A 25,697-nucleotide genomic window follows, 5' to 3' on the forward strand; every position below is an offset into this window, starting at 1 on the left:
GGTGCTCACTGGATGTAGTGATCCACGAGCAGCGCCAGGAACAGCACGCTCAGGTGGATCAGCGAGAAGCGGAAGGTCTTGCGCGCCAGCGCGTCGGAGTAGTTGCGCCACAGCGCGAAGGCGTAGCCGGTGAAGCCGATGCTCACCGCGACCGCCACCGCCAGGTAAAGCCAGCCGCTCATGCCGTGAATGAAGGGCATCAGGCAGGCCGCGAAAAGAATGAAGGTGTAGAGCAGCACCTGCAGCCGCGTGAACTCGTTGCCGTGCGTCACGGGCAGCATCGGAAGGCCGGCCTTGCGGTAGTCCTCCACGCGGTAGAGCGCCAGCGCCCAGAAGTGCGGCGGCGTCCACAGGAAGATGATGAGAAAGAGAATCCACGCGCCCGGATCGAGGCTGCCCGTCATCGCGGCCCAGCCCAGCACCGGCGGCATCGCGCCCGAGGCGCCGCCGATCACGATGTTCTGCGGCGTGAGCGGCTTGAGGATCACGGTGTAGACCACCGCATAGCCGACGAAGGTGGCGAAGGTCAGCCACATGGTGAGCGGGTTGACCATGAACCACAGCAGCGCGGAGCCCGCCACGCACAGCAGCGCCGAAAAGACCAGTGCCTGCCGGTCGCTGAGTTCGCCGCGCGCCGTGGGGCGCCAGGCGGTGCGCTTCATCTTCGCGTCGATGCCCTTCTCGACCAGGCAGTTGAACGCCGCGGCCGCGCCGGCCACCAGCCAGATGCCGATGCAGGCAACCACCGCGCGCTTCACCTCGGCCCACGACGGCAGCCCGGGAACGGCCAGCACCATGCCGATCAGCGCGCAGAACACGATCAGCTGCACCACGCGCGGCTTGGTCAGCGCGTAGTACTGGCGCAGCACGTTGGCGCTGGCGGTTTGCTGAACGGAAATCGGGGTGCTCACGCGGCGGCCTTCCTTTGACTGTTGTTGTTGCGACCGGCCGTATTTTCACTGGCATGGGCGATCCGCGCCGCCGGAGCGCGCCGGCTCTCGCACAGCGCCCAGGTGAGCACCACGGCTAGCGCCGCAGCGCCGCCGGTATGGAGCACGGCTGCGGCCAGCGGCCAGCCCAGCAGCACATTGCCCAGGCCGGTGGCCAGTTGCAGCAGCGCGAGGCCCGCGAGCCATCGCGCCTGCGGGCGCAGCGTGTCGACGCGGCGCATGCGCCAGGCCAGCACGCCGAGCGCGACGAACACCGCGTAGGCCATCAGCCGGTGCGCATAGTGGATGGCGGTGAGCGCGGAGAAATCGAGCGGCTGGCCCTCACCGGTCACGCCCAGATGGCGCCAGATCTCGAAGCCCTGCGCAAAATTCATCGGCGGCCACCAGCTGTCCTGGCAGGTCGGGAACTGCGTGCAGGCCAGCACCGCATAGTTGGTGCTGACCCATCCGCCCAGCGCGATCTGCAGCACGAGCAGCACCGTGGTCGCGATAAGGCCGTTGCGCAGCGCGGGCGACACAGGAATGGGCAGCCGGTCGGCGGCGGCCTGCCGGTAGTGCACTGCCTGGATGCACAGCAACGCCAGCAGCACCACGGCGCCAAGCAGGTGCAGCGTGACGATCGCGGGGAACAGCTTCCAGGTCACCGTGAGCGCGCCGAAGGCCCCTTGCAGGCACACCCAGACCAGCGTGAAAGCCGGCCACCACGCGCTCAGCGTGGCGTGGTGCTCCGCGCCCTTCTCCGGCGGGATGCGGCTCTGGCGCCGACGCACGATCCAGGTGGCGCCAGCAAGCGTGAGGATCAGCACGCCGACGCCGGTAGCCAGATAGCGATGGACCATCTCGACCCACGCCTTGCTGTGCGTGACCGGGCCGGTCGGCTGCGCGGACTGCGCCATCGCGATCTCGTGGCGCGCGCCGTGGGGGCTGGCGTTGCCGTAGCAGCCCGGCCAGTCAGGGCAGCCCAGGCCCGAATCGGTGAGCCGCGTGAAGGCGCCGAACAGCGTGAGGTCGAAGGTGAGGAACAGCGTGAGCACGGTGAGCGCATGCAGCCGCCGCGCCGGGCCGGCGCCCGCGTTGCGCCGCCACACCCACACCAGCGGGCCGAGCGCGATCAGCACGCCGGCCGCCATGAGCCAGGCGATGGGCGTCAGATCGTAGAGCGAGCTGGTGGTGTCCATGTTGCGGCGTGCCTGTCGTGTCTTCTCAGCGGCCCGGCTCGTCCCACGAGGCCGAGGCGCGCAGCAGGCGGTCGAGGTCGCGCTTGGCGCGGCTCGCGCCGGCGGCGTCCATGCGGGCGGGGAAGCGCATCATCAAGTTGCCCATGGGGTCGACCACGTACAGGTGCTCGGCCAGCGAATGGCCCTGCGCGGGCGCGAGCCACTTCGCCAGTTGCTCGGCCGGCACGCGCAGCACGGTCGCGCCATGCAGGCCGTTGTTCAAACGCTCGGGCACGGGAGCGGCGTCGCTCACGAGCCAGACGCGGTCCATGCGGTCCTTTTCGCGGCCAAGGCTTTCGCGCAGTTGCCGCGCCAGGTAGAGCTGCTGCTCGCACAGCGTGTCGCATGCGGCATCGGCCACCGACACCAGCAGCCACTGCCCCTTGAGCGTGCTCAGCTCGACGGGCGCGCCGCCGCGATCGGTGGCAACGATCTTCGGCAGTTCGCGCTGCGGATCGATCAGCTCGCCGTAGACGCTGCGCCCCTCGGGCCGGATCACGTAGTAGGTGAAGTACGAGGCGATGACCGGCGACGCGCACATCAGCATCACCGCGATCATCTTCCAGCGCCCGACGGCCGTGCGCCGGCCCTCCGCGCCGTCGAGCGCCTGGTTGGGCGACGGCATCGAATGCACCGTCAGGCCCAGCGGCTCGTCAGAAGCGGCCATCGCGTGCGCGGCGCCTTGAGCGGCGGAGGGGCGTGATGAATTGGAACCAGACATAGAGGATGACGACGAGGGCCGACAGGCCGAACCACTGGAATGCGTAACCGTAGTGCCTCTCGAGGCCCAGCGCCGGGGCCGGCCAGTCGCGCTGCAGGCCCTCGGAAGCCGGCCCGCCCTGTTGCAGCGACACGTCGGTGCGCAGGGGCAGCCTGGTTTCGGCACGGAAGGCCTCGAGGTCGAGATTCTGCCGGATGGGCGAATACCCTTGGGCGACCGGTGCCACAGCTGCGGCGGGCTCGGAAGCCCCTGCTGCAGGCGAAGAGGCAACGGGCGCGGGCGCCGTCGCGGAGGAGCCCAGCTCCAGCAGGTGGCTCGGCGGCGGCTCGATCAGGCCCGTGACTTCGACGATCCCGGCCGGCGTCTCAACCGCGCCCAGCTTCGTGCGGTCGACGAAATTGCGCTGGATCCAGCCGCGCTGCACCATCACCGTCTGCTCCGTGCCCTCGAGGGCGAAGGGCGTCAGCACATAGAAGCCGGGCGTGCCGTGCATCTGCCGGTTGTCGAGGTACACCGTCTGCGGCGTCAGCCAGAGGCCGCGCAGCCGTACTGCGCGATGCAGCGCGTCGGAGGCCTTGCCGAGGGCGAGGAACTCGGCCTGCGTCAGCGGCGGCTTCTGCCTCTCGGCGTCGATGCTGGCTTGCAGCGCTTCCTTCTGCGCGGCGCGCGAGAGCTGCCAGCGGCCTAGCGAAATGGTCGCCGACACGGTCATCGCGGCGGCAATGGTCATCACCAGGAAGCGGCCCCGGCGGGGGCGTTCTTCGGAATACAGGGGTACGGGATTCACTGGAGGGGACGGGGCGTGAGGCCGATAATGCAGGTCATGAAATACTTCGTCGCCCTGGTGTTCGTGGGCATCTTCGCGAGCCTCGCGTTTGCCCTGTACTTCATGCTGAAGGACGGGCGCAACGGGCGCGCCAAGAGCGGCGGCATGGCGCGCGCACTCACCGTTCGGATCGGCCTCTCGGTGTTTTTGTTCCTCTGCATGCTGCTCGCCTGGAAGTTCGGATACATCCAGCCAACCGGGCTCCCGCTTGGCAAGTAGATGGTGTTCATACCAGGAGAACCAAGAAAAAGGCGCCTTGCGGCGCCTTTTTTGTGGAATGCCGCCGGGGTCTGTCACCAATGAAACACCCTCGCGAAACCTTGTCGCGGGGCGCAGTATGCGTGACGGACCCTGGGCTCCTCGCTCAAAGCCAATAAACCAGCAGGTAGAGGCCGAGCCAGACCACGTCCACGAAGTGCCAGTACCAGGCTGCGCCTTCGAAGCCGAAATGGCGCTCCGGCGTGAAGTGGCCCTTGCGCAGGCGCAGCGTGATGAACAGCAGCATCAGCATGCCGATGAACACGTGCAGGCCGTGGAAGCCGGTCAACATGAAGAATGTCGAACCATAGGTGCCCGAGCTGAGCTTGAGGTTCAGTTCGGTGTACAGGTGGTGGTACTCGTAGCCCTGCACGCCCAGGAAGATCACGCCCAGCAGCACGGTGAGCCACATGAAGCGGATGGTCTGGGCGCGATGGCCGGCACGCAGCGCATGGTGAGCGATGGTGAGCGTGACGCCCGAGCTCAGCAGCAGCGCGGTATTGATCGTGGGCAGCCAGAATGGGCCGACGGTCTGGAAGGGCTCGACGATGCCGGCCGGCGAGCCGGTGGCACCAGCGGCGACGCTGGGCCACACGGCCTTGAAGTCGGGCCACAGCAGCGCGTTGTCCAGGCTGCCGAGCGTCGGCAGGGCATGGGTGCGGGCCCACCACAGCGCGGTGAAGAACGCACCGAAGAACATCACCTCGGAGAAGATGAACCAGCTCATGCTCCAGCGGAACGAGAGATCCACCTTGTGGCCGTACTGGCCGCTCTCGCTCTCTCCGATGGCGGCACGGAACCACACGAACAGCGTGCCGAGCCAGATCACCATGCCGGCCAGCAGCGACCATGCGCCCCACTCGTGCCCATTGATCCATTGAGCGGCACCCAGGATCACGAAGAACAGGCCGATCGCGGCCGAAACCGGATAGGACGAAGGTCCGGGCACGAAGTAGTAGGGCGTGGTTCCGTGGGTCGTTGAACTCATTTCAGCTCCTGGCTTTCTTTCTTCTCTCGATTCAATGGATTCTGCTTGTTGCGGAAGGCTTGTCTTCCGTCAGGCCCCGGCCGACGCGACCACATGACGCACCACCAGCACCAGAGCGACCACGAAGACAACCACCGCAACGAACGCCACCGCGATGATGTGCAGCGGATTCAGCTTGCGCAGGTCTTCCTGGTAGGCGCCGTTCTTGCGCACCCCGAAGAACGACCAACCCACCGCCTTCACCGTGTCCCACAGCGAAGCCTTCGGCCTGTTGGAGGGATCGGTCACGAGCGCGGCTCATTCGCGGTGCCGGAAACGGCGGCCACCGGGGCCGCGGGCGTCTTGCCGCCCACCTCGAAGAAGGTGTACGACAGCGTGATGGTCTTCACGTCCTTGGAAATCTTCGGGTCGATCACGAACGCGACCGGCCACTGCTTCTTCTCGCCCGGATCGAGCGTGTACTGATTGAAGCAGAAGCACTCGAGCTTGTTGAAGTACGGTGCGGCCTGCTGCGGCGCGTAGCTCGGAATGGCCTGCGCGGCCATGCGGCGGTTCTGCACGTTCTGGAACTCGTACATCACTGTGTTGAGCTCGCCCGGGTGCACCTGGATGGTCCGCTCCGCGGGCTTGAAGTCCCACAGGCCGCCGCGCACGTTCGAATCGAACTCGACCGTGATGGTGCGGCTCTTGTCGACCTGCGTGTTGTCTGGCACGCGCACGTTCTTGCCGCCGCTCGCGCCGCCCGGCACTTCGAGCTCGGAGAGCGCGAGGATGTTGATGCCGGTTATCTCGCAGATCGCGCGGTACATCGGCACCAGCGCGTAGCCGAAGGCGAACATGCCGCAGGCCACCACGGCGAGCTTGCCGACCATGCGGACGTTGGCGCGGCGGATGCGAGGACCGAGGCTCATGCGCTGTGCTCCCGTTCGATGATGACTGCTTGCGTGACCGACTGGAGCGCTCAGCGGCCGCTGAACCAGACCATGCGGACGATGAAGCCGACGAAGAACACCACGGCGATGGAGGCCAGCGTGAGCCCCATGCGGCGGTTGTTCCTTTTCTGTTCGGGCGTCATCGTGCTACGCGGACCAGCCGGTTCAACCGATCACCTTGGTGGCGGTCGCGTCGAGCTTGGGCGGGTTCTCGAAGGTGTGGAACGGCGCTGGCGAAGGCACTTCCCACTCGAGGCCTTCGGCGGCTTCCCATGGCTTCTGCGCGGCCTTTTCGCCCTTGCCGCGCATGGTGGGCAGCACGATGAAGAGGAAGAAATAGACCTGCGCGAAACCGAAGAAGAACGCACCGACCGAAGCCACGGCGTTGAAGTCCGCGAACTGCATCGGGTAGTCGGCATAGCGTCGCGGCATGCCGGCCAGGCCCAGGAAGTGCATCGGGAAGAAGGTCACGTTGAAAGAGATCAGCGACCACCAGAAGTGCACCTTGCCGCGCGTCTCGTTGTACATCACGCCGGTCCACTTGGGCGCCCAGTAGTAGAAGCCCGAGAACATGGCGAACAGCGAACCGGCCACCAGCACGTAGTGGAAGTGGGCCACCACGTAATACGTATCCTGCAGCTGCGTATCGATGGGCGCAACCGCCAGGATCAGGCCGGTGAAGCCGCCCATGGTGAACACGAAGATGAAGCCCACCGCGAACAGCATCGGCGTCTCGAAGGTCATCGAGCCCTGCCACATGGTGGCGATCCAGTTGAAGATCTTCACGGCCGTGGGCACCGCGATCAGCATGGTCGCGTACATGAAGAACAGCTGGCCGGTCAGCGGCATGCCGGTCGTGAACATGTGGTGCGCCCACACGATGAACGACAGGATGGCGATCGACGAGGTGGCATACACCATCGAGGCGTAGCCGAAGAGCTTCTTGCGGGCGAAGGCCGGCACCACCTGGCTGATGATGCCGAAGGCCGGCAGGATCATGATGTAGACCTCGGGGTGGCCGAAGAACCAGAAGATGTGCTGGTACATCACCGGGTCGCCGCCGCCGGCGGGGTTGAAGAAGCTGGTGCCGAAGTGGCGGTCGGTCAGCGTCATGGTGATGGCGCCCGCGAGCACGGGCATCACGGCGATCAGCAGGTACGCGGTGATGAGCCAGGTCCAGCAGAACATCGGCATCTTCATCAGCGTCATGCCGGGAGCGCGCATGTTGAGGATGGTCACGATGATGTTGATCGAGCCCATGATCGACGAGGCGCCCATGATGTGCATCGCGAAGATGCCGGCGTCCATCGAGGGACCCATCTGCAGCGTGAGCGGCGCGTACAGCGTCCAGCCCGCGGCGGGTGCGCCGCCGGGCATGAAGAACGAGCCCACCAGCATCAGCGCCGCCGGGATCAGCAGCCAGAAGCTGAAGTTGTTCATGCGCGCGAACGCCATGTCGGAGGCGCCCACCTGCAGCGGGATCATCCAGTTCGCGAAGCCCACGAAGGCCGGCATGATCGCGCCGAACACCATGATCAGGCCGTGCATGGTCGTGAACTGGTTGAAGAGTTCGGGGTTCACCAGCTGCAGCCCGGGCTGGAACAGCTCGGCGCGGATCAGCAGCGCGAGCACCCCGCCCACCATCAGCATCGTGAAGCTGAAGAGCAGGTAGAGCGTGCCGATGTCCTTGTGGTTGGTCGCGAACACCCAGCGGCGCCAGCCGGTGGGCGCGTGGTGGTCGTGATGATCATCGTGTGCGTGATCGCCGTGGGCTGCGTGACCGTGGGGGTCGAGGACTGCGCTCATGTCGTTGTTCCTTGCAATTTCTTCGTCGCGGGGCGCTGCCCGGTCACTTGCCGCGCAGGGCCTGGACTTCGGCCGGCTGCACCAGCTGGCCCGTCTTGTTCGACCAGCTGTTCTTGGTGTAGGTGGCCACGGCCGCGAGGTCGGTGTCGCTCAGCTGCTTCCAGGACGGCATGGCGCCGTTGTTCTGGCCGTTGAGCAGCACGTGCAGCTGCACCGTGTGGTCGGCGTCGAGCACCTTCGGGTCGCCGTCGAGCGCCTTGATCGGGCCTGCACCCTTGCCGTTGGCCTGATGGCAGGCGGCGCAGTTGGCGGCATAGACCTTCTCGCCGCGAACCAGCATGTCGGGCAGGGTCCAGACCTTGGTCGGGTCGTCGAGCTTGGCGGCGGCGATCTTGCGCTGGTTGGCCACCCAGGCGGTGTAGTCGGCGGCCGAAACCACCTTCACGTGGATGGGCATGTAGGCGTGCTCCTTGCCGCACAGCTCCTGGCACTGGCCATAGTAGTCGCCCACGGTTTCGGCGCGGAACCAGGTGTCGCGCACGAAGCCGGGAATGGCGTCCTGCTTGAGGCCCAGCTGCGGCACGGCGAAGGCGTGGATCACGTCGTTCGCGGTGGTGATGATGCGGACCTTCTTGTTGACCGGCACCACCAGTGGGTTGTCGACCTTGAGCAGGTAGTCGTCGGGCATCTGGCCCTTGGCGCCGGCGTCGGACATGGCGCGCTGCGAGCTGTCGAGCGTCGAGATGAAGGCCAGGCCCTCGCCTTCGCCGTTCAGGTAGTCGTAGCCCCACTTCCACTGATAGCCCGTGGTCTTGATCGTGAGGTCGGCGTTGGTGGTGTCCTTCTGGGCCACCAGCACCTTGGTGGCGGGCAGCGCCATGATGATGACGATGAGGAAGGGCACGATGGTCCAGATGACCTCGACCACGACCGATTCGTGGAAGTTGGCGGCCTTGTGGCCCACCGACTTGCGGTGCTTCCAGATCGAATAGAACATCACCGCGAACACGCCGACGAAGATGACCGTGCACAGGATCATCATGATCGTGTGGAGCAGATGCTGCTCCTGCGCGATCTTGGTCACGCCGACCGGAAGATTCAACTGGCGCACCGAAGGGCCGCCGGGCAGATCGTTGACTGCGTGCGCCGCGCTGCTGAAAGCCGCGCCGGCCGCCAGCAACAGATTCGCCGGCCTGTACTTATTGCGCCAAATGCTCTTCATCGTGTTCACGTTTCTTCAATTTTTCGACAAACCCAACCGTGCAGCACTGCGCGAGCCCCCTCAGGCGCCGCGTAACGCCATTCGAATCTCGCGGGCCAAGGCGGCACGCAACTCCGGGCGTACATAGCGCCCCACCCTGACCGATCGACCCTGCCCCGAGACCTCGATCAGCGAGCGATCGCCGGCCTGGGGTTCGATCCGCACCTGGTGCGGAAGAAATTCCGTGCGCTCGTAGTGCCCGCCGTTTTCGAGCTCCACGACGAGCCGTCCTTCCTGCAATGCGATCTTCTCGCCATCCGTCGCATGCCTTGCGTAGACCATGAAGGCAAATCCGACAGCGGCCAGCTCGAGCCAGGCAAAAGGCAGCACCATGGGCGCACCGTGCAGCCAGAACAGGGTGCCGATGCCGAGAGATACCACGCACAGCGAGGCGTAGAGCCAGCCCAGCTGGCTCGGCGTCACCGAGCAGTTGCGCTTCAGGAACCAGTGGATGCTCTGGCCTGAAACGGTGGCAAATCGAAACACGGAATTCGACACGGGCGAGTTCAGCAAATCGGTGCGTCGACGGTGGCCAAACCCTCTCGTACAAACAGGATCCGACACCCCTCGATCGCGGGACAATACCCGCGAGTTTCACGCAACGGCGGATTGTAGCGGGTAGATACCTGCGCCCGAGTGCCCTGTGGGACGCCTACGGGTCACTACTAGTAGGCAAGAAACGCCCTGTACGACATGCGTTTTCGGCACGTGTTTTCACACGCGCTCGCTGCCGCGCCAACGTCGATCGGCCACGCGACCGATCAGGCTCCCGGACGACCGCGCTGGAGCATCGATCGCATCTCGCGCAGCGACACCGCGCTCTCGGCCGACAGCGACACGCGCGGCACCGGCTTGAACGCGTGGCCGTAGACAACCTCGAAGGTCAGCGCGATGCGCCCGTCGCCACCTTCCGCCGGCGCGAGCTCGGGCAGCGCCTTCTTCAGCGACTGGAGCCAGCCCCTGCCGCGCAGCGCCGGGAAGCGCGCCGGATGCAGGTTGCGCCCGAGCGTGCGCAGTTCGGCGAGCGCCGCCTCGGGCGTGGCCCAGGTCAGCACGATGCGCTCCATGTCCATCACCGGCTCGGCGAAGCCGGCGTGGACCAGCATGTCGCCCCAGTCGTGCATGTCGGTGTACTCGTGGCCCGCGGCCGGCCAGCCCAGTCGGGCATGCAGCGCGCGCAGCTCGCGCAAGGTGTCGGGGCCGAGGCAGGAGAACATGAGGAAGCCGTCGGTCGCCACCAGCTTGTGCCAGTGCGAGATCAGCGCCTCGGGGTCGGCCGCCATGTGCAGCGACATGTTGGCCCAGAGCAGGTCGACGCCGCCCTCGGGTGGCGCCTCGAAGCGCGCCTTGCCGGCCTGCCAGCGCCGCGCGCTCCACCACGGCGCGGCGAGCGCCTGGCCGGTGGCCGCGGCGAGCGCGGGCTCGGGTTCGATCACGTAGGAAGCCGCGTCCTTGTAGCGGCGGGCGACGAGTTCATGGGCCTCGAGGCCGCTGCGCAGCGGGGCCCAGTCGGCCCAGCTGCGAGGCTGGGCCTTGATCCATTGCAGCCGGTCTTCCATGCGGCGGCCGATTTCCTCGTGCAGCCAGGGAGAAGCGCCGTCGGCGGGCGCGAGCCGGCGCCAGCGGGCGGCCGCCGTGGCATCGATGGTCGGCGGTCGTCTTGTGGGGTCGGTGGCCATGGGGCCGTGAGTATATTGAGCCGATGTCCAGCCACCGGGCCATGTGGCCTTTCGCTCCTCTTTCCCCTTTCGCGCCCTTCGCCTCGCTGCTCGCGCGGCTGCCCAGCCAGTGCGCGGTGTGCCGCGCCTGGCCCTCGCGCCCGGTGTGCGACGCCTGCGTGGCCCGCTTTGCCCCGCCCGTCGCGCGCTGCGGCGGCTGCGCCCTGCCCGTGCCCGATGGCGTGAGCCGCTGCGGCGAGTGCGTGAAGAACCCGCCGCCGCTGGATGCCTGCCTCGCCGCCTGCACCTACGCATGGCCCTGGCCGGACGCCATCGCGGCCTTCAAGTTTCGCGGCGAAGCCGGCTGGGCCGGCCCCTTCGCCATGCTGTTGCGTAGCGCGCCCTGGGTGGAACCTGCGCTGGAGGCCTGCGACATCGTGCTGCCGATGCCGCTGGCGCCCGGCCGGTTGCGCGAACGCGGCTTCAACCAGTCGCACGAACTGGCGCGCCGGCTGGCGCCGCCGAAGACCGACGCCACCCTGCTCCTGCGCACGCGCGAAACGCCAGCCCAAAGCGGCCTGTCGCGCGCCGAGCGGCTGCGCAACCTGCGCGGCGCCTTCGCCGTGGAACCGCTGCGCGCCCAGGAACTGCGCGGCCGGCGCATCGTGCTTGTGGACGACGTGATGACCAGCGGCGCATCGATCTTCGCCGCCGCCGGCGTGCTGCGCGAGGCCGGCGCGGCCCACGTCACCGGCATCGTGCTGGCCCGGACCGATCCGCCCCGCTGAGCCGGCCCGCCGACAATCGCCGCATGTTCAATATCGTCCTGGTCCACCCCGAAATCCCGCCGAACACCGGCAACGTGATCCGGCTCGCAGCCAACACCGGCTGCAAGCTGCACCTCGTGGAACCGCTGGGTTTCTCGATGGACGACCGCCTGCTGCGCCGTGCCGGCCTCGACTACCACGAGTACGCGGAAGTCAGGCGCCACGTCGACTGGCAGGCCCTGCTCGCCGCCGAGCAGCCCGCCGCCGACCGCATGTTCGCGCTCACCACGCGCGGCTCGCGCCCGGTGCACGAGATACGCTTCCAGCCCGGCGACTGGCTGGTGTTCGGCTCGGAAACCAGCGGCCTGCCGTCCGCACTGCGCGACGGCTTCCCCGAGGCCCAGCGCCTGCGGCTGCCGATGCGCGAGGGCCAGCGCAGCCTGAATCTCTCGAACGCGGTGGCGGTGACGGTGTTCGAGGCCTGGCGGCAGAACGGCTTCGGCTGAGGCGGCTGCCCCTTCCGGCAGCAGGGGCAGGACACATCCATTCGGCGAATCGCGTCGTATGTAAGACATGCCGGGCGCAAACCGCTCCGGCATTCATCCCCATCCACCCTGAACCAAGGAGTCCCGCCATGAACGCCAAGCCGATCGCTCTCGCCGCCCTCGCAACGCTCGCCTTCGCAGGCAGCGCGCAGGCATTCCAGGGAGAGCAGAACCCGCTCCCGCCCACCCCCTTCGAGTCGACGCTGTCCCGCGCGCAGGTCCAGGCCGACGCGCGCCAGCCGCTTCGCATCGGCAATGGCGGCACGGGCGTGATGCAGGCCAGGACCGGCGAAGCCGATCGCGACGCCGTGCGCGCCAGCGCACTGAGCATCACCCGCCAGGGCGCAGCCACCTACGGCGAAGTGACCGACCGCCGGATGTAAGAAGAAAGAAAAAAGAAGGAAAAGGGCGCGGCTGCTTCAGCGGTAGCGGCGCACCACCGACTCGGCCACGCAGGCCGGCTTGGCAGCGCCTTCGAGCTCGATGGTGGTTTCCCAGGTCATCTGGAAACCATCGTCGGCAATGGGCTCCGCCGTCAGCAGCTTCATGCGCGCCCGCAGGCGCTTGCCCACAGGCACCGGCGACATGAAGCGCACCTTGTTCAGGCCGTAGTTCACGCCCATGCGCGACTCGACCACGTCCAGCGCCGTCTCGTAGAAGCGCGGCAGCAGCGACAGCGTGAGGAAGCCGTGCGCGATCGGCCCGCCGAAGGGGCCGGCCTTGGCCCGCTCGATGTCGACGTGGATCCACTGGTGGTCGCCCGTCGCCTCGGCGAACTGGTTGACCTGCTCCTGCGTGATGGCGATCCAGTCGCTCACGGCGACTTCCTGGCCGACGCACGCGGCGAGATCCTGAAGGGTCTGGAATGTCTTCTTGGTCATGCGGGGCATTCTGGCGTCTGGGGTCGCCGCGCGGCTGTCGGCATCGCGACAACCGGGCTCAGGGTAAACCGGGAGCAGGCGGGAACGCCGCTCAGGCGTCGAGCCATTCGCAGATCGGCTGCCACTGCTCCAGGTCGCGCTGCACGCGGCCGGGCGCGATGTCGAACAGCGTGAGCCCGCGCGCGGCGAGCTGCACGTAGTTCTGCGTGTCGCGCAACTCGCCGATCACCGGCACGCCGAGCCCCGCGATGAACTCGTGGAGCCGGTCGGCCGCCAGCGTGCGGGCGTTCACCCGCATGCCGACGAGGCCGATCCTCGTCTTCTCGGCACGGCGGCTTTCAAGMAGCCGGTCGAGGAAGTCGCGCGTCGCGTAGATGTCGAAGATGCTGGGCTGCAGCGGCACGATCACCCGGTCGGCCAGCGCCAGCACCTCCTTGAAGCGCCAGCCGTGCAGGCCGGCGGGCGTGTCGAGCACCGCGTGCGTGGTGCCGCGCGGCGGGCGCACCACGGTGCTTTCGCCGGTGGCTTCCCAGGTGGAGATCGGCCGGGCCACCGGCGGGCGCAGGCCCAGCCACAGGCGGGAGGACTGCTGGCGGTCCACGTCGCCCAGCATCACGGCGTGGCCCCGGCTTGCGAAGTAGCCCGCGACATTCGTCGCGATCGTCGATTTGCCCACGCCTCCCTTGGGATTGGCGACCAGAACCACCGGCATAAAGCACTCCTCCAGAACGGCAACAGCGCGAATGGTAGTCGCTGGGCGTTTATGCCCGGTGAAACGCCCCCGGGCGCACTCTTGAGCTATGTTCGCGGGATGACGACAACAACATCCATGGGAACCGCAGCCGAGAGCACCGCGGGCGGCTCCGGCGGCATTTATGTGCTGGCCGCCCACCCCCACTGGCGCGACTCCCGCGTCAACCGCCGCATGCTCGCCGCCGCGCGCGGCGTGCCGGGGGTCGACGTGAACGACCTCTACGGCAGCTACCCCGACTTCGCCATTGACGTCGACGCCGAGCAGGCCCGGCTCGCCAGGGCCAGCCTGGTGGTGCTGGTGCACCCGATCCAGTGGTACTCGATGCCCGCGCTGCAGAAGCTATGGCTCGACGACGTGCTCGCCTACGGCTGGGCCTACGGCCCCGGCGGCACCGCCCTGCAGGGCAAGGACCTCTGGCTGGTCGCCACCACCGGCAGCCCCGAGGCCAGCTACCACCCGCAGAACTACCACCGCTATTTCTTCGACGCCTTCCTGCCGCCCTACGAGCAGACCGCCGCGCTGTGCGGCATGCGCTTCCTGCCGCCGATGATCTTCTATGGCGCGCGCAGCGCCAGCGAGGCGGCGGTGAAGGCGCATGTCGACACCTTCGCCCAGCGGCTGGGCAGCTACCCCGACTGGCCCGAGATCGAGGAAATCGACGCCTGCATCGCCTGCCCCGTCCCTGAGAGCGACCGGCCGGCCGAGAACGACGAGGTCGGCAAGGTGGTCTCCAACGCATTCCGCGCGGCGATGGCCCATGGCCTGGCCAGCACCATCGCCTCCACTGGCAGCGGCGAAAAGGCGGCCTGAGCATGGAACACGCACCCGCCTGGCTGACCAACAGCCTGATCTACCTGAGCGCCGCCGTGCTGGTGGTGCCGCTGTCGAAGGCCCTGGGCCTGGGCTCCATCATCGGCTACCTCGTGGCCGGCATCGCCATCGGGCCCTGGGGGCTGGGGCTGGTCTCCAGCGTCGAGGACGTGCTGCACTTCGCCGAGTTCGGCGTGGTGCTGATGCTCTTCCTCGTGGGACTCGAGCTCGAGCCCAGGCGCCTGTGGAACCTGCGCCGCCCCATCTTCGGCTGGGGCACGGCGCAGGTGCTGAGCTGCGCCGCCGTGCTGTTCGCGGTCGGCTGCGCCGTGGGCGCCGGCTGGCGCGTGGCGCTGGTGGCCGCGCTGGGCCTGGCGCTCTCGTCCACCGCCATCGCGCTGCAGGTGTTCGGCGAACGCAACCTGCTGAAGACGCCCAGCGGCCAGGCCGGCTTCTCGATCCTGCTGTTCCAGGACGTGGCGGCCATTCCGATCCTGGCGCTGCTGCCGCTGCTGGCCGGCGCCACGGCAGCCGAGCAGTCGATCACCGGGCTGGAGCGTGCGCTGGAAGCCGCGAAGATCATCGGCGTGATCGGCGGCATCATCCTCGGCGGCCGGCTGCTGCTGCGGCCCATCCTTCGCTGGATCGCGCGCAGCGACACGCCCGAGATCTTCACCGCCGCCGCCTTGCTGCTGGTGGTGGCCATCGCGGCGCTGATGCAGCTGGTGGGCCTGTCGATGGCGCTGGGCGCCTTCCTCGCCGGCGTGCTGCTGGCCGAGAGCGAATACCGGCGCGAACTCGAGACCGACATCGAGCCCTTCAAGGGCCTGCTGCTGGGCCTCTTCTTCATCGCGGTGGGCATGTCGATCAACTTCGGCGTGCTGATCGCGAGCCCGTGGGTCATGGCGATGCTGGTGGTCGGCTTCATGGCCATCAAGCTGGTCGTGATCTATTCGCTCGCCAAGGCCATGGGCATCGCCTACCAGGAGCGGCCGGTGTTCACGCTGCTGATCGGCGCGGTGGCGCTGTCGATGCTGCTGTCGCCGCTGCTGCTGGTGCTGCTCGACCGGTTCGTGCTGCCGCGCTACAGCCGCAACACGGGCACCAAGCTCGAAGAGATTTCGGAGCAGCAGGACGCCAAGGTGCTGATCTGCGGCTTCGGCCGCTACGGCCAGATCGTCGGTCGCATGCTGATGTCGCAGGGCCTGCGCGTGACCGTGCTCGACCACGACGCCGACACCGTCGAAGGCCTGCGGCAGTTCGGCTTCCGCGTGTTCTACGGCGACGCGACGCGGCTCGATCTGCTGCGCACCGCGGGCGCGGGCACGGCCAAGGTGATCGTGGTGGCGGTGGACGACATCGAGCAGTCGCTGGAAATTGTCGACCTGGTGAAGGAGAACTTCCCGCAGGCCCGCATCATCGCCAGGGCACGCAACGTGACGCACCTGTTCCAGCTGCGCGACCGCGGCGTGACGGAGGTGGAGCGCGAGGTGTTCGAGTCCTCGCTGCGCAGCGCCCGCTCGACGCTGGAAGCGCTGGGCTGGCCGGCGCACGAGGCGCGCGAATCGGCGATGCGCTTTCGCCGCCGGAATATCGAGCTCAGCAACGAGATCTACCCGCACTACAAGGACCGCGCCAAGCTGATCGCCGCCAACAAGGCCGGCCGCCAGCAGTTCGAGGAGCAGATGGCGCGCGAGCGCGAGGAGCGCCAGCGGCGGCTGGGCCGCGACTGGGGCCAGCTCGACGGCGACGACGCCGAGCAGCAAGCCGCGGCAAGGGAAGAAAAGGCGGACGCTTAGAAAGAAGCGCCCCGCGCGGGTCAGCCCTGCAGCTTCAGCAGCCTGACCGCGTTCCCCTTGAGGATGCCGGGCATCACCTCGGGCTTGAAGCCCGCGTTCTCGAAATCGCGCATCCAGCGGTCTGGCGTGATCAGCGGGTAGTCGCTGCCGAACAGGATTCGGTCCTTTAGCAGCGTGTTGGCGTATTGCACCAGCTGCTTCGGAAAGTACTTGGGGCTCCAGCCCGAAAGGTCGATCCAGACGTTGGGCTTGTGCGTGGCCACGCTCAGCGCCTCGTCCTGCCAGGGAAAGCTGGGGTGCGCCATGACGATCTGCATGTCGGGGAAGTCGATGGCCACGTCGTCCAGATGCATCGGGTTGCTGTACTCTAGCCGCAGCCCGCCGCCGCAGCGCATGCCCGAGCCGATGCCGCTGTGGCCGGTGTGGAAGATGGCCGGCAGGCCGTACTCGGCGATGACCTCGTAGATGGGCCAGGCCATGCGGTCGTAGGGGTGGTAGCCCTGCACCGTGGGATGGAACTTGAAGCCCTTCACGCCGTGCTCCTCGATGAGCCTGCGCGCCTCGCGAGCGCCCATCTTTCCCTTGTGCGGATCGACGCTGCCGAAGGCGATCATGATGTCGCTGTTGTTCTTCGCGGCCTCGGCGATCTCCTCGTTCGGGATGCGCCTGCGGCCCATGTTCGATTCGGCGTCGACCATGAACATCACCAGGCCGATCTTTCTTTCACGGTAGTACGCCACGCTCTCCGCGATGGTGGGCCGCCCGCTGGAGCCGAAGTACTTGTCGGCCGCGCGGTCGTACTCCTCGCCGTAGTTGTCGAACGGGTTCCAGCAGCTGACTTCTGCGTGGGTGTGGATGTCGATCGCGATCAGGTTCTGGTGGTCCATGTCTTGTCTCCGGTACGGGTAAATCCCTAGGCTCTGGGGGCTCCAAATTCCTTGAATTGATTATTTCCCATAACCATAATTCGACGCAACCCCGGACTCATCATGACCAATCCAGACCTTCAACTCGACATCCGCGACGAAGTCGCCATCGTCCGCCTGACGCGCGGCTCCAAGCGCAACGCGCTGTCCGACGGACTGATCCTCGCGCTGCGCGACACCTTCGAGCAGTTGCCCTCCAGCGTGCGCGCGGCGGTGATCGACGGCGAGGGCCCGCATTTCTGCGCTGGCCTCGACCTGAGCGAGCTGAAGGAGCGCGATGCCGGCCAAGGCATGCAGCACTCGCGCATGTGGCACGCCGCTCTCGACCTGATCCAGCACGGCCCGGTGCCGGTGATCGCCGCGCTGCACGGCGCGGTGGTCGGCGGCGGGCTCGAACTGGCCAGCGCCTGCCACATCCGCGTGGCCGACCGCTCCACCTTCTACGCGCTGCCCGAGGGCTCGCGCGGCATCTTCGTGGGCGGCGGCGGCTCGGTGCGCATCCCCAAGCTGATCGGCGTGGCCCGCATGACCGACATGATGATGACCGGCCGCGTCTACAACGCCGAGGACGGCGAGCGCGCCAACTTCGCGCAGTACCTCGTCGACGAGGGCCAGGCCTTCGACAAGGCCTTCGAGCTCGCCAAGCGCGTGGCCACCAACGCCCCGCTCACCAACTACGCGCTGATGCACGCCCTGCCGCGCATCGCCGAGCAGTCGGCCGACCACGGCTTCTTCACCGAGGCGCTGATCTCCGGCATCACGCAGGCCGCGCCCGAGGCCAAGCAGCGCGTGCGCGACTTCCTCGAAGGGCGCGGCGCGAAAGTGAGCAAGGGATGAGCGCCCCTGCCGTCCGATACCGCCCGCTGGTCTTCGGCGTCACCCGCGCCGTGCTGCGCGACGGCGCGCCGGGCACGCAGTACCTGAGCGCCGAGACGCAGCTCGCGCCCTACCGCGAGCGCATGACCGACCGCCTCGCCCACTGGGCCGAGGCCACGCCCGAGCGCACCTTCATCGCCCGCCGCGAACGGCTCGCCGACGGCAGCACCGGCGACTGGCTGCGCGTGAGCTATGCGCAGGCGCTGGAAGAAGCACGCGGCATCGGACAGGCGCTGCTGGAGCGCGGCCTGAGCGCCGAGCGCCCGGTCGCGATCCTCAGCGAGAACGGCATCGAGCACGCGCTGATGGCGCTGGGCTGCCTCTACGCCGGCGTGCCCTACTGCCCCGTGTCGCCGCCCTACTCGCTGGTGAGCCAGGACTTCGAGAAGCTGCGCCACGTCTTCGACACGCTCACGCCGGGCCTCGTGTTCGCGAGCGACGCGGCGCGCTTCGCCAAGGCCATCGCCGCCGTCGTGCCCGCCGGCACCGAGGTCGTGCTGGCCGACGGCCGGCTCGACGACCGTCCCGTCACGCCGTTCAGCGCCCTCGCCGCCACGCCGGCCACGCCCGCCATCGACGCGGCGATGCGCGCCACCGGCCCCGACACCATCACCAAGTTCCTCTTCACCTCGGGCTCCACCAAGATGCCCAAGGCCGTCATCAACACGCACCGCATGTGGTGCGCCAACCAGCAGCAACTGCGCCAATCGATTCCCGCCCTGGGCGACGAGCCGCCGGTGCTGGTCGACTGGCTGCCCTGGAACCATACCTTCGGCGGCAACCACAACGTGGGCATCGTGCTGGACAACGGCGGCACGCTCTACATAGACGACGGCAAGCCCACGCCCGCGGGCATGGCCGAGACGCTGCGCAACCTGCGCGAGATCGCACCCACCATCTACTTCAACGTGCCCACCGGCTTCGAGGCCATCGCGCACGCGATGGAAACCGATGCGGTGCTGCGCCGCAACCTGCTGTCGCGCGTGAAGATGTTCTTCTATTCGGGCGCCGCGCTGTCGCAGCCCGTATGGGACAGCCTGCACAAGACGCAGGAGTCGGAAGTGGGCGAGCGCATCGTCATGGGCACTGGCCTGGGCATGACCGAATCGGGCCCCTTCGCGCTGTACGTGACCGGCCCCGACGTGAAGTCGGGCGACGTGGGCCTGCCCGCGCCCGGCATCGAACTCAAGCTGATCGAGGTCGACGGAAAGACCGAGGTGCGCTATCGCGGCCCCAACATCACGCCCGGCTACTGGCGCGCGCCCGAGGCCACGGCCGAGGCCTTCGACGAGGAAGGCTTCTTCTCCACCGGCGACGCGGTCAAGTGGATCGACGAGGGCAACATCCACCGCGGCCTGCGCTTCGACGGCCGCATCGCCGAAGACTTCAAGCTCGCCACCGGCACCTTCGTGAGCGTGGGCCCGATGCGCGCGAAGATCATCGCGGCCGGCGCGCCCTACGTGCAGGACGCAGTGCTGACCGGCATCAACCTGAAGGAAGTGGGAGCGCTCATCTTCCCGACCCAGAAGGTGCGCGATCTCGCCGGCCTGCCCGCGGACGCCACCATGCAGCAGGTGCTGGAAAGCGCCCCTGTGCAAGCGCACTTCCAGCAGGTCGTCGACACGCTGGCCGCAGCCTCGACCGGCAGCGCCAACCGCATCGCGCGGCTGCACCTGATGGCCGAGCCGCCCTCCATCGACAGGGGCGAAGTCACCGACAAGGGTTCCGTCAACCAGCGCTCCGTGCTCAAGCACCGCGCCGCGCTGGCCGATGCGATGCACGACGGCACGCTGCCCTTCACTCTCAAGCCCCGCTAGACACTCCAGGAGACAAGACACCATGAAGATCGAAGGACAAGCCGCACTGGTCACGGGCGGCGCATCGGGCCTGGGCGAAGCCACCGCGCACGAACTCGCGCGGCTGGGCGCCAAGGTCGCCGTGCTCGACCGCAACGCTGCACTGGCCGAGAAGGTGGCCGCCGAGATCGGCGGCGTCGCCTGCGTCTGCGACATCACCGACACCGACAGCGTGACCGCCGCGCTCGACAAGGCCGAGGCCGCGCACGGCACCGCGCGCATCCTGATGAACGTGGCCGGCATCGGCAGCGCCAAGCGCATCGTCGGCAAGGACGGCAACCCCGCGCCGCTCGAAGACTTCGTGCGCGTGGTCAACATCAACCTCATCGGCGGCTACAACATGGCGCGCCTGTTCGCAGCGCGTTGCGCGAAACTGCCGGCGCTCGACAACGGCGAGAAGGGCGTGATGCTCTTCACCGCCTCGGTCGCCGCCTTCGACGGCCAGGTGGGCCAGCAGGCCTACAGCGCCTCCAAGGGCGGGCTGGTCGGCATGACGCTGCCGATGGCGCGCGACCTTGCGCAGCACGCCATCCGTGTGTGCACCGTGGCGCCGGGCCTCTTCGCCACGCCGCTGCTGCTGGAGCTGCCCGAGCCGGTGCAGCACTCGCTGGCCGCGTCCATCCCCTTCCCGCCGCGCCTGGGCAAGCCCTCGGAGTTCGCCGAGCTGGCCTGCCACATCGTCACCAACGGCCACCTCAATGGCGAGGTGATCCGCATCGACGGCGCGCTGCGCATGGCGCCGCGCTGAGCCCACCCTTTTTCGCGTTCGTTCCGCCTGCTTCACAACGTACCCAGGAGACATCCATGACCTTCAAGAAGACCACCCTCGCCGCCGTGCTGGCGCTCATGGCCATGGGCGCCGCCCATGCCGACATCACCATCGGCGTGGTGCAGCCGCTCACCGGCCCGGCCTCAGGCCTGGGCATTCCGGTGAAGAACGGCATCGCCATCTGGCCCAAGACCATCGCGGGCGAGACGCTCAAGGTGGTGGTGCTCGACGACGCCACCGACCCGACCACGGGCGTGAAGGACGCGCAACGCCTCATCACCGAGGACAAGGCCGACGTCATCGTCGGCTCCAGCGCCACGCCGGTCGCCATTCCGATGGCTGACGTGACGGCCGAATCGGGCACGCCGCAGATCGCCACCGCGCCCGCCGGCCTGCCGCCGGGCAAGGACAAGTGGTTCTTCCGCATGCCGCAGTCGAACGACGTGATGGCCTATGCGCTGGTCGCGCACATGAAGAAGCAGAACGTGAAGACCGTCGGCTTCCTCGGCTACACCGACGCCTACGGCGAACTGTGGCTCAAGGCGCTGACGGCCGAGGCCGCGAAGAACGGCATCAAGATCGTCGCCACCGAGCGCTTCGCGCGCGCCGACACCAGCGTGACCGGCCAGGTACTCAAGCTGACCTCCGCCAACCCGGACGCGATCCTGATCGTGGCCTCGGGCAGCGGCGCCGGCATGCCGCAGAAGGCGGTGATGGAGCGCGGCTACAAGGGCAAGGTCTACCAGACGCACGCCGCCGCCACGCAGGACCTGATGCGCACCGCCGGCAAGGACGCCGAGGGCACCTTCGTCGTCTCGGGCCCCGCCACCGTGGCCGAGCAGCTGCCCGACAGCCATCCCTCGAAGGCCGCCGCCGTCGCCTTCGTGCAGGCCTACGAGAAGGCCTACGGCCCCGGTTCGCGCAACCAGTTCGCCGGCCACTCGGCCGACGTGCTCACGGTGCTCGAGAAAGCCGTGCCGGTCGCCCTCAAGAAGGCCAAGCCCGGCACGCCGGAGTTCCGCGCCGCGCTGCGCGACGCGCTCGAAAACATGGGCCGCACGGTGCTCGCCCACGGCGTGCTGAACTGGACGGCGCAGGACCACTGGGGCTACACGAACGAGACTGGCGTGATGCTCAAGGTGGTGAACGGCGCGTTCAAGGTCGAGCAGTAATCCCCTTCCTCAGCCGCGACCTCACGCCATGGACCTTTCAATCGCCAGCATCCTGACGCTGGACGGCCTCACCAATGGCGCGATCTATGCCCTGCTGGGCATGGGCATCGTGCTCGTCTTCACGGTGACCCGCGTCATCTTCATCCCGCAGGGCGAATTCGTGGCGTACGGCGCGCTGACGCTGGCGATCTTCCAGACCGGCAAGACGCCGGGCACGGTGTGGCTGCTGCTCATCCTGGCCGGCGTCGCCGCGCTGATGGACCTGGTCACCACCTGGCGCCACAACGGCAGCGCGGCGGCCGGGCTGAAGGCCGCCCTGCGCACCTTCGCGGCGCCGGCCGTCATATGCGCCGTCTCGGCCTGGGCCGGGCCGCGCAACCTGCCAATCGGCGTGCAGGCGCTGCTCACGGTGTTCATCGTCACGGCCTTCGGGCCGCTGGTGTACCGCGTGGCCTACCAATCGCTGGCGGGCGCGAGTTCGCTGGTGCTGCTGATCGTCTCGGTGGGCGTGCACTTCGCGATGACCGGGCTGGGCCTGCTGTTCTTCGGCGCGGAGGGTTTCCGCAACCCGCCGTTCTGGGACGAGCGCATGGCGCTCGGGCCGCTCAACGTGAGCGGGCAGGCGCTCATCATCTTCGGCGTATCGGCCGCGCTGATCGTGCTGCTGTACCTGTTCTTCGAACGCAGCCTGTACGGCAAGGCGCTGCGTGCCACCGCCGTGAACCGGCTCGGCGCGCGGCTCATGGGCATCTCCACCCAGGCAGCCGGGCAGCTCACTTTCGCGATGGCGGCGCTGATCGGCGCGCTCTCGGGCCTCCTGATCGGACCGACCACCACGGTGTTCTACGACTCGGGTTTCCTCATCGGCCTGAAGGGCTTCGTGGCCGGCGTGATCGCGGGCCTTGCCAGCTACCCCGGCGCGCTCGTCGGCGCGCTGACGGTGGGCGTGATCGAGGCCTTCGGCTCCTTCTGGGCCAGTTCGTTCAAGGAAGTGATCGTGTTCACCATCATCCTGCCGGTGCTGCTGTGGCGCTCGCTCAAGAGCGGCCATTCGGACGAGGAGCATTGAAATGAAACTCCCCCAGGCTGCGCGCACTTCGTGTCGCTTCGCCACCCCCCTCGCCGGGGGCAGCACCAGCGGCCCGGCAAAGCCGGTTCCGCGGTGTTCCCCCCACCGGCCGTGCCGCGTTGATGAACCGTCTGCGATGAGCACCGCGAGGGGCATCTGACATGGAAGCACTTTTGAATCCCTCGACGGCCCAAGCGCCCGACAAGAGCGCGCTGCGCACCTGGGGCCCGCTCGCGCTGGTCCTGGTGCTCGTCGCGCTGCCTCTGCTGCCGCTGCCCGATTTCTGGATCATCCAGCTCAACTACGTCGGCATCTACACGCTGCCGGTGCTGGGCCTGGTGCTGCTCACCGGCGTGGGCGGCCTCACCTCCTTCGGGCAGGCGGCCTTCGTGGGCATCGGCGCGTACACCACCGCCTACCTCACGGTGAACACCGGGCTGTCGCCGTGGGTCACGCTCTTCATCGGCATGGCTCTCACGGGCGTCAGCGCGGCGATCATCGGCGCGATCACGCTGCGCATGTCGGGCCACTACCTGCCGCTGGCCACCATCGCGTGGGCGCTGTCGCTGTACTACCTGATGGGCAACCTCGAGGCGCTGGGCAAGTACGACGGCATCCTCGGCGTGAAGGGCCTCACGGTGTTCGGCTTCGAGGTCGGCCAGCAGCGCATGTTCTATGCGGTGGTGTGGATCTTCGCGCTGCTCGCGGCCTTCGCGGTGATCCGCCTGCTCGACTCGCGCAGCGGCCGCGCCATCCGAGCGCTGGCCGGCGGCTCGCAGATGGCCGAGGCCATGGGCGTGAACACGCTGCGCTTCAAGATCGGCATCTTCGTGCTGGCGGCGCTCTTCGCATCGGTCTCGGGCTGGCTGTTCGCGCACTTCCAGCGCACGGTGAACCCGTCTCCCTTCGGGCTGAAGATGGGCATCGAGTACCTGTTCATGGCGGTGCTCGGCGGCGCGGCCCACGTGTGGGGAGCCATTGCCGGCGCGGGCGTGGTCAAGCAGCTCGAAGACCAGTTGCAGGTGCTGCTGCCCAAGCTGATCGGCACGGCCGGCAGCTACGAGCTGATCGTCTTCGGCATCATGATCGTGCTGGTGCTCAAGTACCTGCCCGACGGGCTCTGGGCTTTTGTCGACCGCCGCCTGCCGCGCCCGCGCCGCGCGGTCGACTGGCAAACTGCCGGCGACCTGCCCGCGCGCGCCAGGCCGGCGGCCGGCGAGGTGGTGCTCGACGTGCGGGCCATCCGCAAGACCTTCGGCGGGCTGGTGGCGGTGAACGACATCAGCTTCCAGACGCGCGCCGGCCAGATCGTCGGCCTGATCGGGCCGAACGGCGCGGGCAAGTCGACCACCTTCAACCTGATCACCGGCGTGCTCGGGCTCTCGGGCGGCGCGGTGAGCTTCCGCGGCGAGGCCATCGGCGGAATGGGCGCGCGGCAGATCGCGCAGCGCGGCGTGTCGCGCACCTTCCAGCACGTGAAGATGGTGGCCGACATGACGGTGCTGGAGAACGTGGCGCTGGGCGCGCACCTGCGCGGGCGCAAGGGCGCCGTCGCCGCCATGCTGCGCATCGACCGCGCCGAGGAGCGCGCGCTGTTCCGCGAGGCCGAGCGCCAGCTGCAGCGCGTGGGCATGGGCGACTACCTGCACGAGATCGCTGGCAACCTCGCCATGGGCCAGCAGCGCCTGCTCGAAATTGCGCGCGCCCTGTGCGCCGACCCGGCCCTGCTGCTGCTCGACGAGCCCGCCGCCGGCCTGCGCCACAAGGAGAAGGAAGCGCTCGGCAAGGTGCTGCGCCAGCTGCGCGGCGAGGGCATGAGCATCCTGCTGGTCGAGCACGACATGGGACTGGTGATGGACATCTGCGACCACATCGTGGTGATGGAATTCGGCACGCACCTGATGGAGGGCACGCCCGCCGAGGTGCAGGCGAGCGACAAGGTCCGTGCCGCCTACCTTGGAACGGAGCACTGACATGACATCTCCATTGCTCCGCATCCGCGACCTGCACGCCGGCTACGGTCGTGCCGAAGTGCTGCACGGCATCGACCTGCAGGCCGGCCAGGGCAGCGTGGTCACGGTGATCGGCCCCAACGGGGCCGGCAAGTCCACGCTGCTGAATTCGCTGATGGGCGTGCTGCCATCGAAAGGCACGATCGAGTTCAACGGCCAGCCGGTCAACGGCCTGTCGCTGGAAGAGCGCGTGATGCTCGGCATCGCGCTGGTGCCCGAGAAGCGCGAGCTGTTCGGCACCATGCCGGTCGAAGACAACCTCGTGCTCGGCGCCTTCCGCCAGGTGCGGCTGCGCAACCGCCAGTGGCGCGACCGCATCGACGAGGTCTACACGCTGTTCCCGCGCCTGAAGGAGCGCCGCGCGCAGCTGGCCGGCACGCTCTCGGGCGGCGAGCGGCAGATGCTGGCGGTGGGCCGCGCGCTGATGTCGCGCCCCACGCTGCTGATGCTCGACGAGCCCAGCCTCGGGCTGGCGCCGCTGGTGGTGCAGGAGATCTTCCGCACCGTGGAGGCGCTGCGCGCCACCGGCGTGACCATCCTGCTGGTGGAACAGAACGCGCGCGCCGCGCTCGAGGTGGCGGATCACGGCTACGTGCTCGAGATGGGCAGCGTGAGCCTCGAGGGCGAAGCGAAGAAGCTGGCCGTCGACCCGCGCGTGATCGACACCTACCTCGGCGCCGCGAGAAAAGCCGCCTGAGCCGACGACAACGCCGCGACCCGCGCGGCAGCAAGGAGACGACAGCATGAAGAAGCCACAGCGCCGCTTCCACCCTGCCCTGTGCGCGACCGCGCTCGGCGCCGCCGCGCTGCTCGCGGCCTGCGCGAGCCGGTCCAACGCGCCTCC

General features: G+C 68.1%; 28 protein-coding genes. 13 read left to right on the top strand and 15 right to left on the bottom strand.

Annotation, left to right across the window (positions count from 1 at the left end; genetic code table 11):
- Positions 1-5: 5 nt before the first annotated feature.
- Genes cyoE through QMO14_RS22855 form a run of 4 tightly spaced genes read right to left on the bottom strand, consistent with a single transcriptional unit; the run spans position 6 to position 3,675 of the window.
- Positions 6-911, bottom strand: a complete 906-nt coding sequence (cyoE, locus tag QMO14_RS22840; RefSeq protein WP_301509936.1) for a heme o synthase — start codon at positions 909-911, stop codon at positions 6-8.
- Positions 908-2,128 carry a heme A synthase gene (locus QMO14_RS22845; RefSeq protein WP_301509937.1) on the bottom strand — a complete coding sequence of 407 codons (1,221 nt, stop codon included), beginning with the start codon at positions 2,126-2,128 and terminating at the stop codon, positions 908-910. Before QMO14_RS22845 ends, cyoE begins: the two co-directional genes overlap by 4 nt.
- Positions 2,129-2,153: 25 nt before the next feature.
- Positions 2,154-2,834, bottom strand: a complete 681-nt coding sequence (locus QMO14_RS22850) for a hypothetical protein (RefSeq protein ID WP_301509939.1) — start codon at positions 2,832-2,834, stop codon at positions 2,154-2,156.
- Positions 2,821-3,675: an SURF1 family protein gene (locus QMO14_RS22855; RefSeq protein ID WP_301509941.1), complete on the bottom strand. Its 855-nt coding sequence runs from the start codon at positions 3,673-3,675 to the stop codon at positions 2,821-2,823. Before QMO14_RS22855 ends, QMO14_RS22850 begins: the two co-directional genes overlap by 14 nt.
- 27 nt (positions 3,676-3,702) lie before the next feature.
- Between QMO14_RS22855 and QMO14_RS22860 the strand changes: the two genes are divergently transcribed.
- On the top strand, positions 3,703-3,933 hold the full coding sequence (locus QMO14_RS22860; protein ID WP_301509944.1) for a twin transmembrane helix small protein: 231 nt from the start codon (positions 3,703-3,705) through the stop codon (positions 3,931-3,933).
- 145 nt (positions 3,934-4,078) lie between these two features.
- Here the strand turns inward: QMO14_RS22860 and QMO14_RS22865 are convergent, their stop codons facing one another.
- The 8 genes from QMO14_RS22865 to QMO14_RS22900 all read right to left on the bottom strand — a co-directional run bounded on the left by QMO14_RS22865 (position 4,079) and on the right by QMO14_RS22900 (position 10,638).
- Positions 4,079-4,960 carry a cytochrome c oxidase subunit 3 gene (locus QMO14_RS22865; RefSeq protein WP_301509946.1) on the bottom strand — a complete coding sequence of 294 codons (882 nt, stop codon included), beginning with the start codon at positions 4,958-4,960 and terminating at the stop codon, positions 4,079-4,081.
- A 69-nt stretch (positions 4,961-5,029) separates the two neighbouring features.
- Entirely contained in the window at positions 5,030-5,248 is a 219-nt protein-coding gene (locus QMO14_RS22870) for a DUF2970 domain-containing protein (protein WP_301509948.1), read from the bottom strand.
- Positions 5,245-5,871, bottom strand: a complete 627-nt coding sequence (locus tag QMO14_RS22875) for a cytochrome c oxidase assembly protein (RefSeq protein ID WP_301509950.1) — start codon at positions 5,869-5,871, stop codon at positions 5,245-5,247. The genes QMO14_RS22870 and QMO14_RS22875 overlap by 4 nt, the downstream gene beginning before the upstream one ends.
- A 50-nt stretch (positions 5,872-5,921) precedes the next feature.
- Positions 5,922-6,035 (bottom strand): cytochrome oxidase small assembly protein, encoded by a 114-nt coding sequence (locus QMO14_RS22880; protein WP_286516058.1) that lies wholly within the window; start codon positions 6,033-6,035, stop codon positions 5,922-5,924.
- A 22-nt stretch (positions 6,036-6,057) separates the two neighbouring features.
- Entirely contained in the window at positions 6,058-7,698 is a 1,641-nt protein-coding gene (ctaD, locus tag QMO14_RS22885) for a cytochrome c oxidase subunit I (protein ID WP_176663310.1), read from the bottom strand.
- 43 nt (positions 7,699-7,741) lie between these two features.
- Entirely contained in the window at positions 7,742-8,920 is a 1,179-nt protein-coding gene (coxB, locus tag QMO14_RS22890; protein ID WP_301509951.1) for a cytochrome c oxidase subunit II, read from the bottom strand.
- 60 nt (positions 8,921-8,980) lie between these two features.
- Complete coding sequence (locus QMO14_RS22895) at positions 8,981-9,457, bottom strand: DUF2244 domain-containing protein (RefSeq protein WP_020723207.1); 477 nt, start codon at positions 9,455-9,457, stop codon at positions 8,981-8,983.
- A 263-nt stretch (positions 9,458-9,720) separates the two neighbouring features.
- On the bottom strand, positions 9,721-10,638 hold the full coding sequence (locus QMO14_RS22900) for a methyltransferase domain-containing protein (RefSeq protein WP_301509953.1): 918 nt from the start codon (positions 10,636-10,638) through the stop codon (positions 9,721-9,723).
- Between the two features lie 41 nt (positions 10,639-10,679).
- Here QMO14_RS22900 and QMO14_RS22905 point away from each other — a divergent pair, with 41 nt between their 5' ends.
- The 3 genes from QMO14_RS22905 (at position 10,680) to QMO14_RS22915 (ending at position 12,312) form a co-directional block, all read left to right on the top strand.
- Positions 10,680-11,405 carry a ComF family protein gene (locus QMO14_RS22905; RefSeq protein WP_301509978.1) on the top strand — a complete coding sequence of 242 codons (726 nt, stop codon included), beginning with the start codon at positions 10,680-10,682 and terminating at the stop codon, positions 11,403-11,405.
- A gap of 23 nt (positions 11,406-11,428) precedes the next feature.
- A complete protein-coding gene (gene trmL / locus QMO14_RS22910) occupies positions 11,429-11,890 on the top strand; it encodes a tRNA (uridine(34)/cytosine(34)/5-carboxymethylaminomethyluridine(34)-2'-O)-methyltransferase TrmL (RefSeq protein ID WP_301509955.1) in 462 nt (153 codons plus the stop codon).
- A gap of 128 nt (positions 11,891-12,018) precedes the next feature.
- On the top strand, positions 12,019-12,312 hold the full coding sequence (locus QMO14_RS22915) for a DUF4148 domain-containing protein (RefSeq protein WP_301509957.1): 294 nt from the start codon (positions 12,019-12,021) through the stop codon (positions 12,310-12,312).
- A 36-nt stretch (positions 12,313-12,348) separates the two neighbouring features.
- Here the strand turns inward: QMO14_RS22915 and QMO14_RS22920 are convergent, their stop codons facing one another.
- Together QMO14_RS22920 and QMO14_RS22925 are read right to left on the bottom strand one after the other, a co-directional pair.
- Positions 12,349-12,819, bottom strand: coding sequence for a MaoC family dehydratase (locus QMO14_RS22920; protein WP_093206665.1), 471 nt, complete (start codon positions 12,817-12,819; stop codon positions 12,349-12,351).
- Positions 12,820-12,901: 82 nt separating this feature from the next.
- Positions 12,902-13,522, bottom strand: a complete 621-nt coding sequence (locus tag QMO14_RS22925; RefSeq protein ID WP_301509959.1) for a ParA family protein — start codon at positions 13,520-13,522, stop codon at positions 12,902-12,904.
- A 99-nt stretch (positions 13,523-13,621) separates the two neighbouring features.
- Between QMO14_RS22925 and QMO14_RS22930 the strand changes: the two genes are divergently transcribed.
- Complete coding sequence (locus QMO14_RS22930; RefSeq protein WP_301509961.1) at positions 13,622-14,374, top strand: NAD(P)H-dependent oxidoreductase; 753 nt, start codon at positions 13,622-13,624, stop codon at positions 14,372-14,374.
- Positions 14,375-14,376: 2 nt separating this feature from the next.
- Positions 14,377-16,173: a monovalent cation:proton antiporter-2 (CPA2) family protein gene (locus tag QMO14_RS22935; protein ID WP_301509962.1), complete on the top strand. Its 1,797-nt coding sequence runs from the start codon at positions 14,377-14,379 to the stop codon at positions 16,171-16,173.
- A 20-nt stretch (positions 16,174-16,193) separates the two neighbouring features.
- Here QMO14_RS22935 and QMO14_RS22940 read toward each other — a convergent pair whose 3' ends face one another.
- Positions 16,194-17,060: an amidohydrolase family protein gene (locus QMO14_RS22940; protein ID WP_301509964.1), complete on the bottom strand. Its 867-nt coding sequence runs from the start codon at positions 17,058-17,060 to the stop codon at positions 16,194-16,196.
- A 102-nt stretch (positions 17,061-17,162) separates the two neighbouring features.
- On the opposite strand from QMO14_RS22940, the gene QMO14_RS22945 reads away from it, so the two are divergent.
- From QMO14_RS22945 to QMO14_RS22975, 7 genes are all read left to right on the top strand, one after another.
- The gene (locus tag QMO14_RS22945; protein WP_301509966.1) at positions 17,163-17,936 is read left to right on the top strand and encodes a crotonase/enoyl-CoA hydratase family protein; all 774 of its coding nucleotides are present in this window, start codon (positions 17,163-17,165) and stop codon (positions 17,934-17,936) included.
- Positions 17,933-19,792, top strand: coding sequence for a feruloyl-CoA synthase (locus QMO14_RS22950; RefSeq protein WP_301509968.1), 1,860 nt, complete (start codon positions 17,933-17,935; stop codon positions 19,790-19,792). The genes QMO14_RS22945 and QMO14_RS22950 overlap by 4 nt, the downstream gene beginning before the upstream one ends.
- Positions 19,793-19,814: 22 nt before the next feature.
- Positions 19,815-20,579: an SDR family NAD(P)-dependent oxidoreductase gene (locus QMO14_RS22955; protein ID WP_301509969.1), complete on the top strand. Its 765-nt coding sequence runs from the start codon at positions 19,815-19,817 to the stop codon at positions 20,577-20,579.
- A gap of 56 nt (positions 20,580-20,635) precedes the next feature.
- The gene (locus QMO14_RS22960; RefSeq protein WP_301509970.1) at positions 20,636-21,772 is read left to right on the top strand and encodes an ABC transporter substrate-binding protein; all 1,137 of its coding nucleotides are present in this window, start codon (positions 20,636-20,638) and stop codon (positions 21,770-21,772) included.
- Between the two features lie 28 nt (positions 21,773-21,800).
- Entirely contained in the window at positions 21,801-22,841 is a 1,041-nt protein-coding gene (locus QMO14_RS22965) for a branched-chain amino acid ABC transporter permease (RefSeq protein WP_301509972.1), read from the top strand.
- 161 nt (positions 22,842-23,002) lie between these two features.
- Positions 23,003-24,814: an ATP-binding cassette domain-containing protein gene (locus QMO14_RS22970; protein ID WP_301509974.1), complete on the top strand. Its 1,812-nt coding sequence runs from the start codon at positions 23,003-23,005 to the stop codon at positions 24,812-24,814.
- A 1-nt stretch (position 24,815) separates the two neighbouring features.
- The gene (locus tag QMO14_RS22975) at positions 24,816-25,550 is read left to right on the top strand and encodes an ABC transporter ATP-binding protein (RefSeq protein ID WP_301509976.1); all 735 of its coding nucleotides are present in this window, start codon (positions 24,816-24,818) and stop codon (positions 25,548-25,550) included.
- Positions 25,551-25,697: the final 147 nt, after the last annotated feature.

The sequence above is a fragment of the Variovorax sp. CAN15 genome (genome assembly GCF_030462475.1).
Lineage (GTDB): Bacteria > Pseudomonadota > Gammaproteobacteria > Burkholderiales > Burkholderiaceae_C > Variovorax.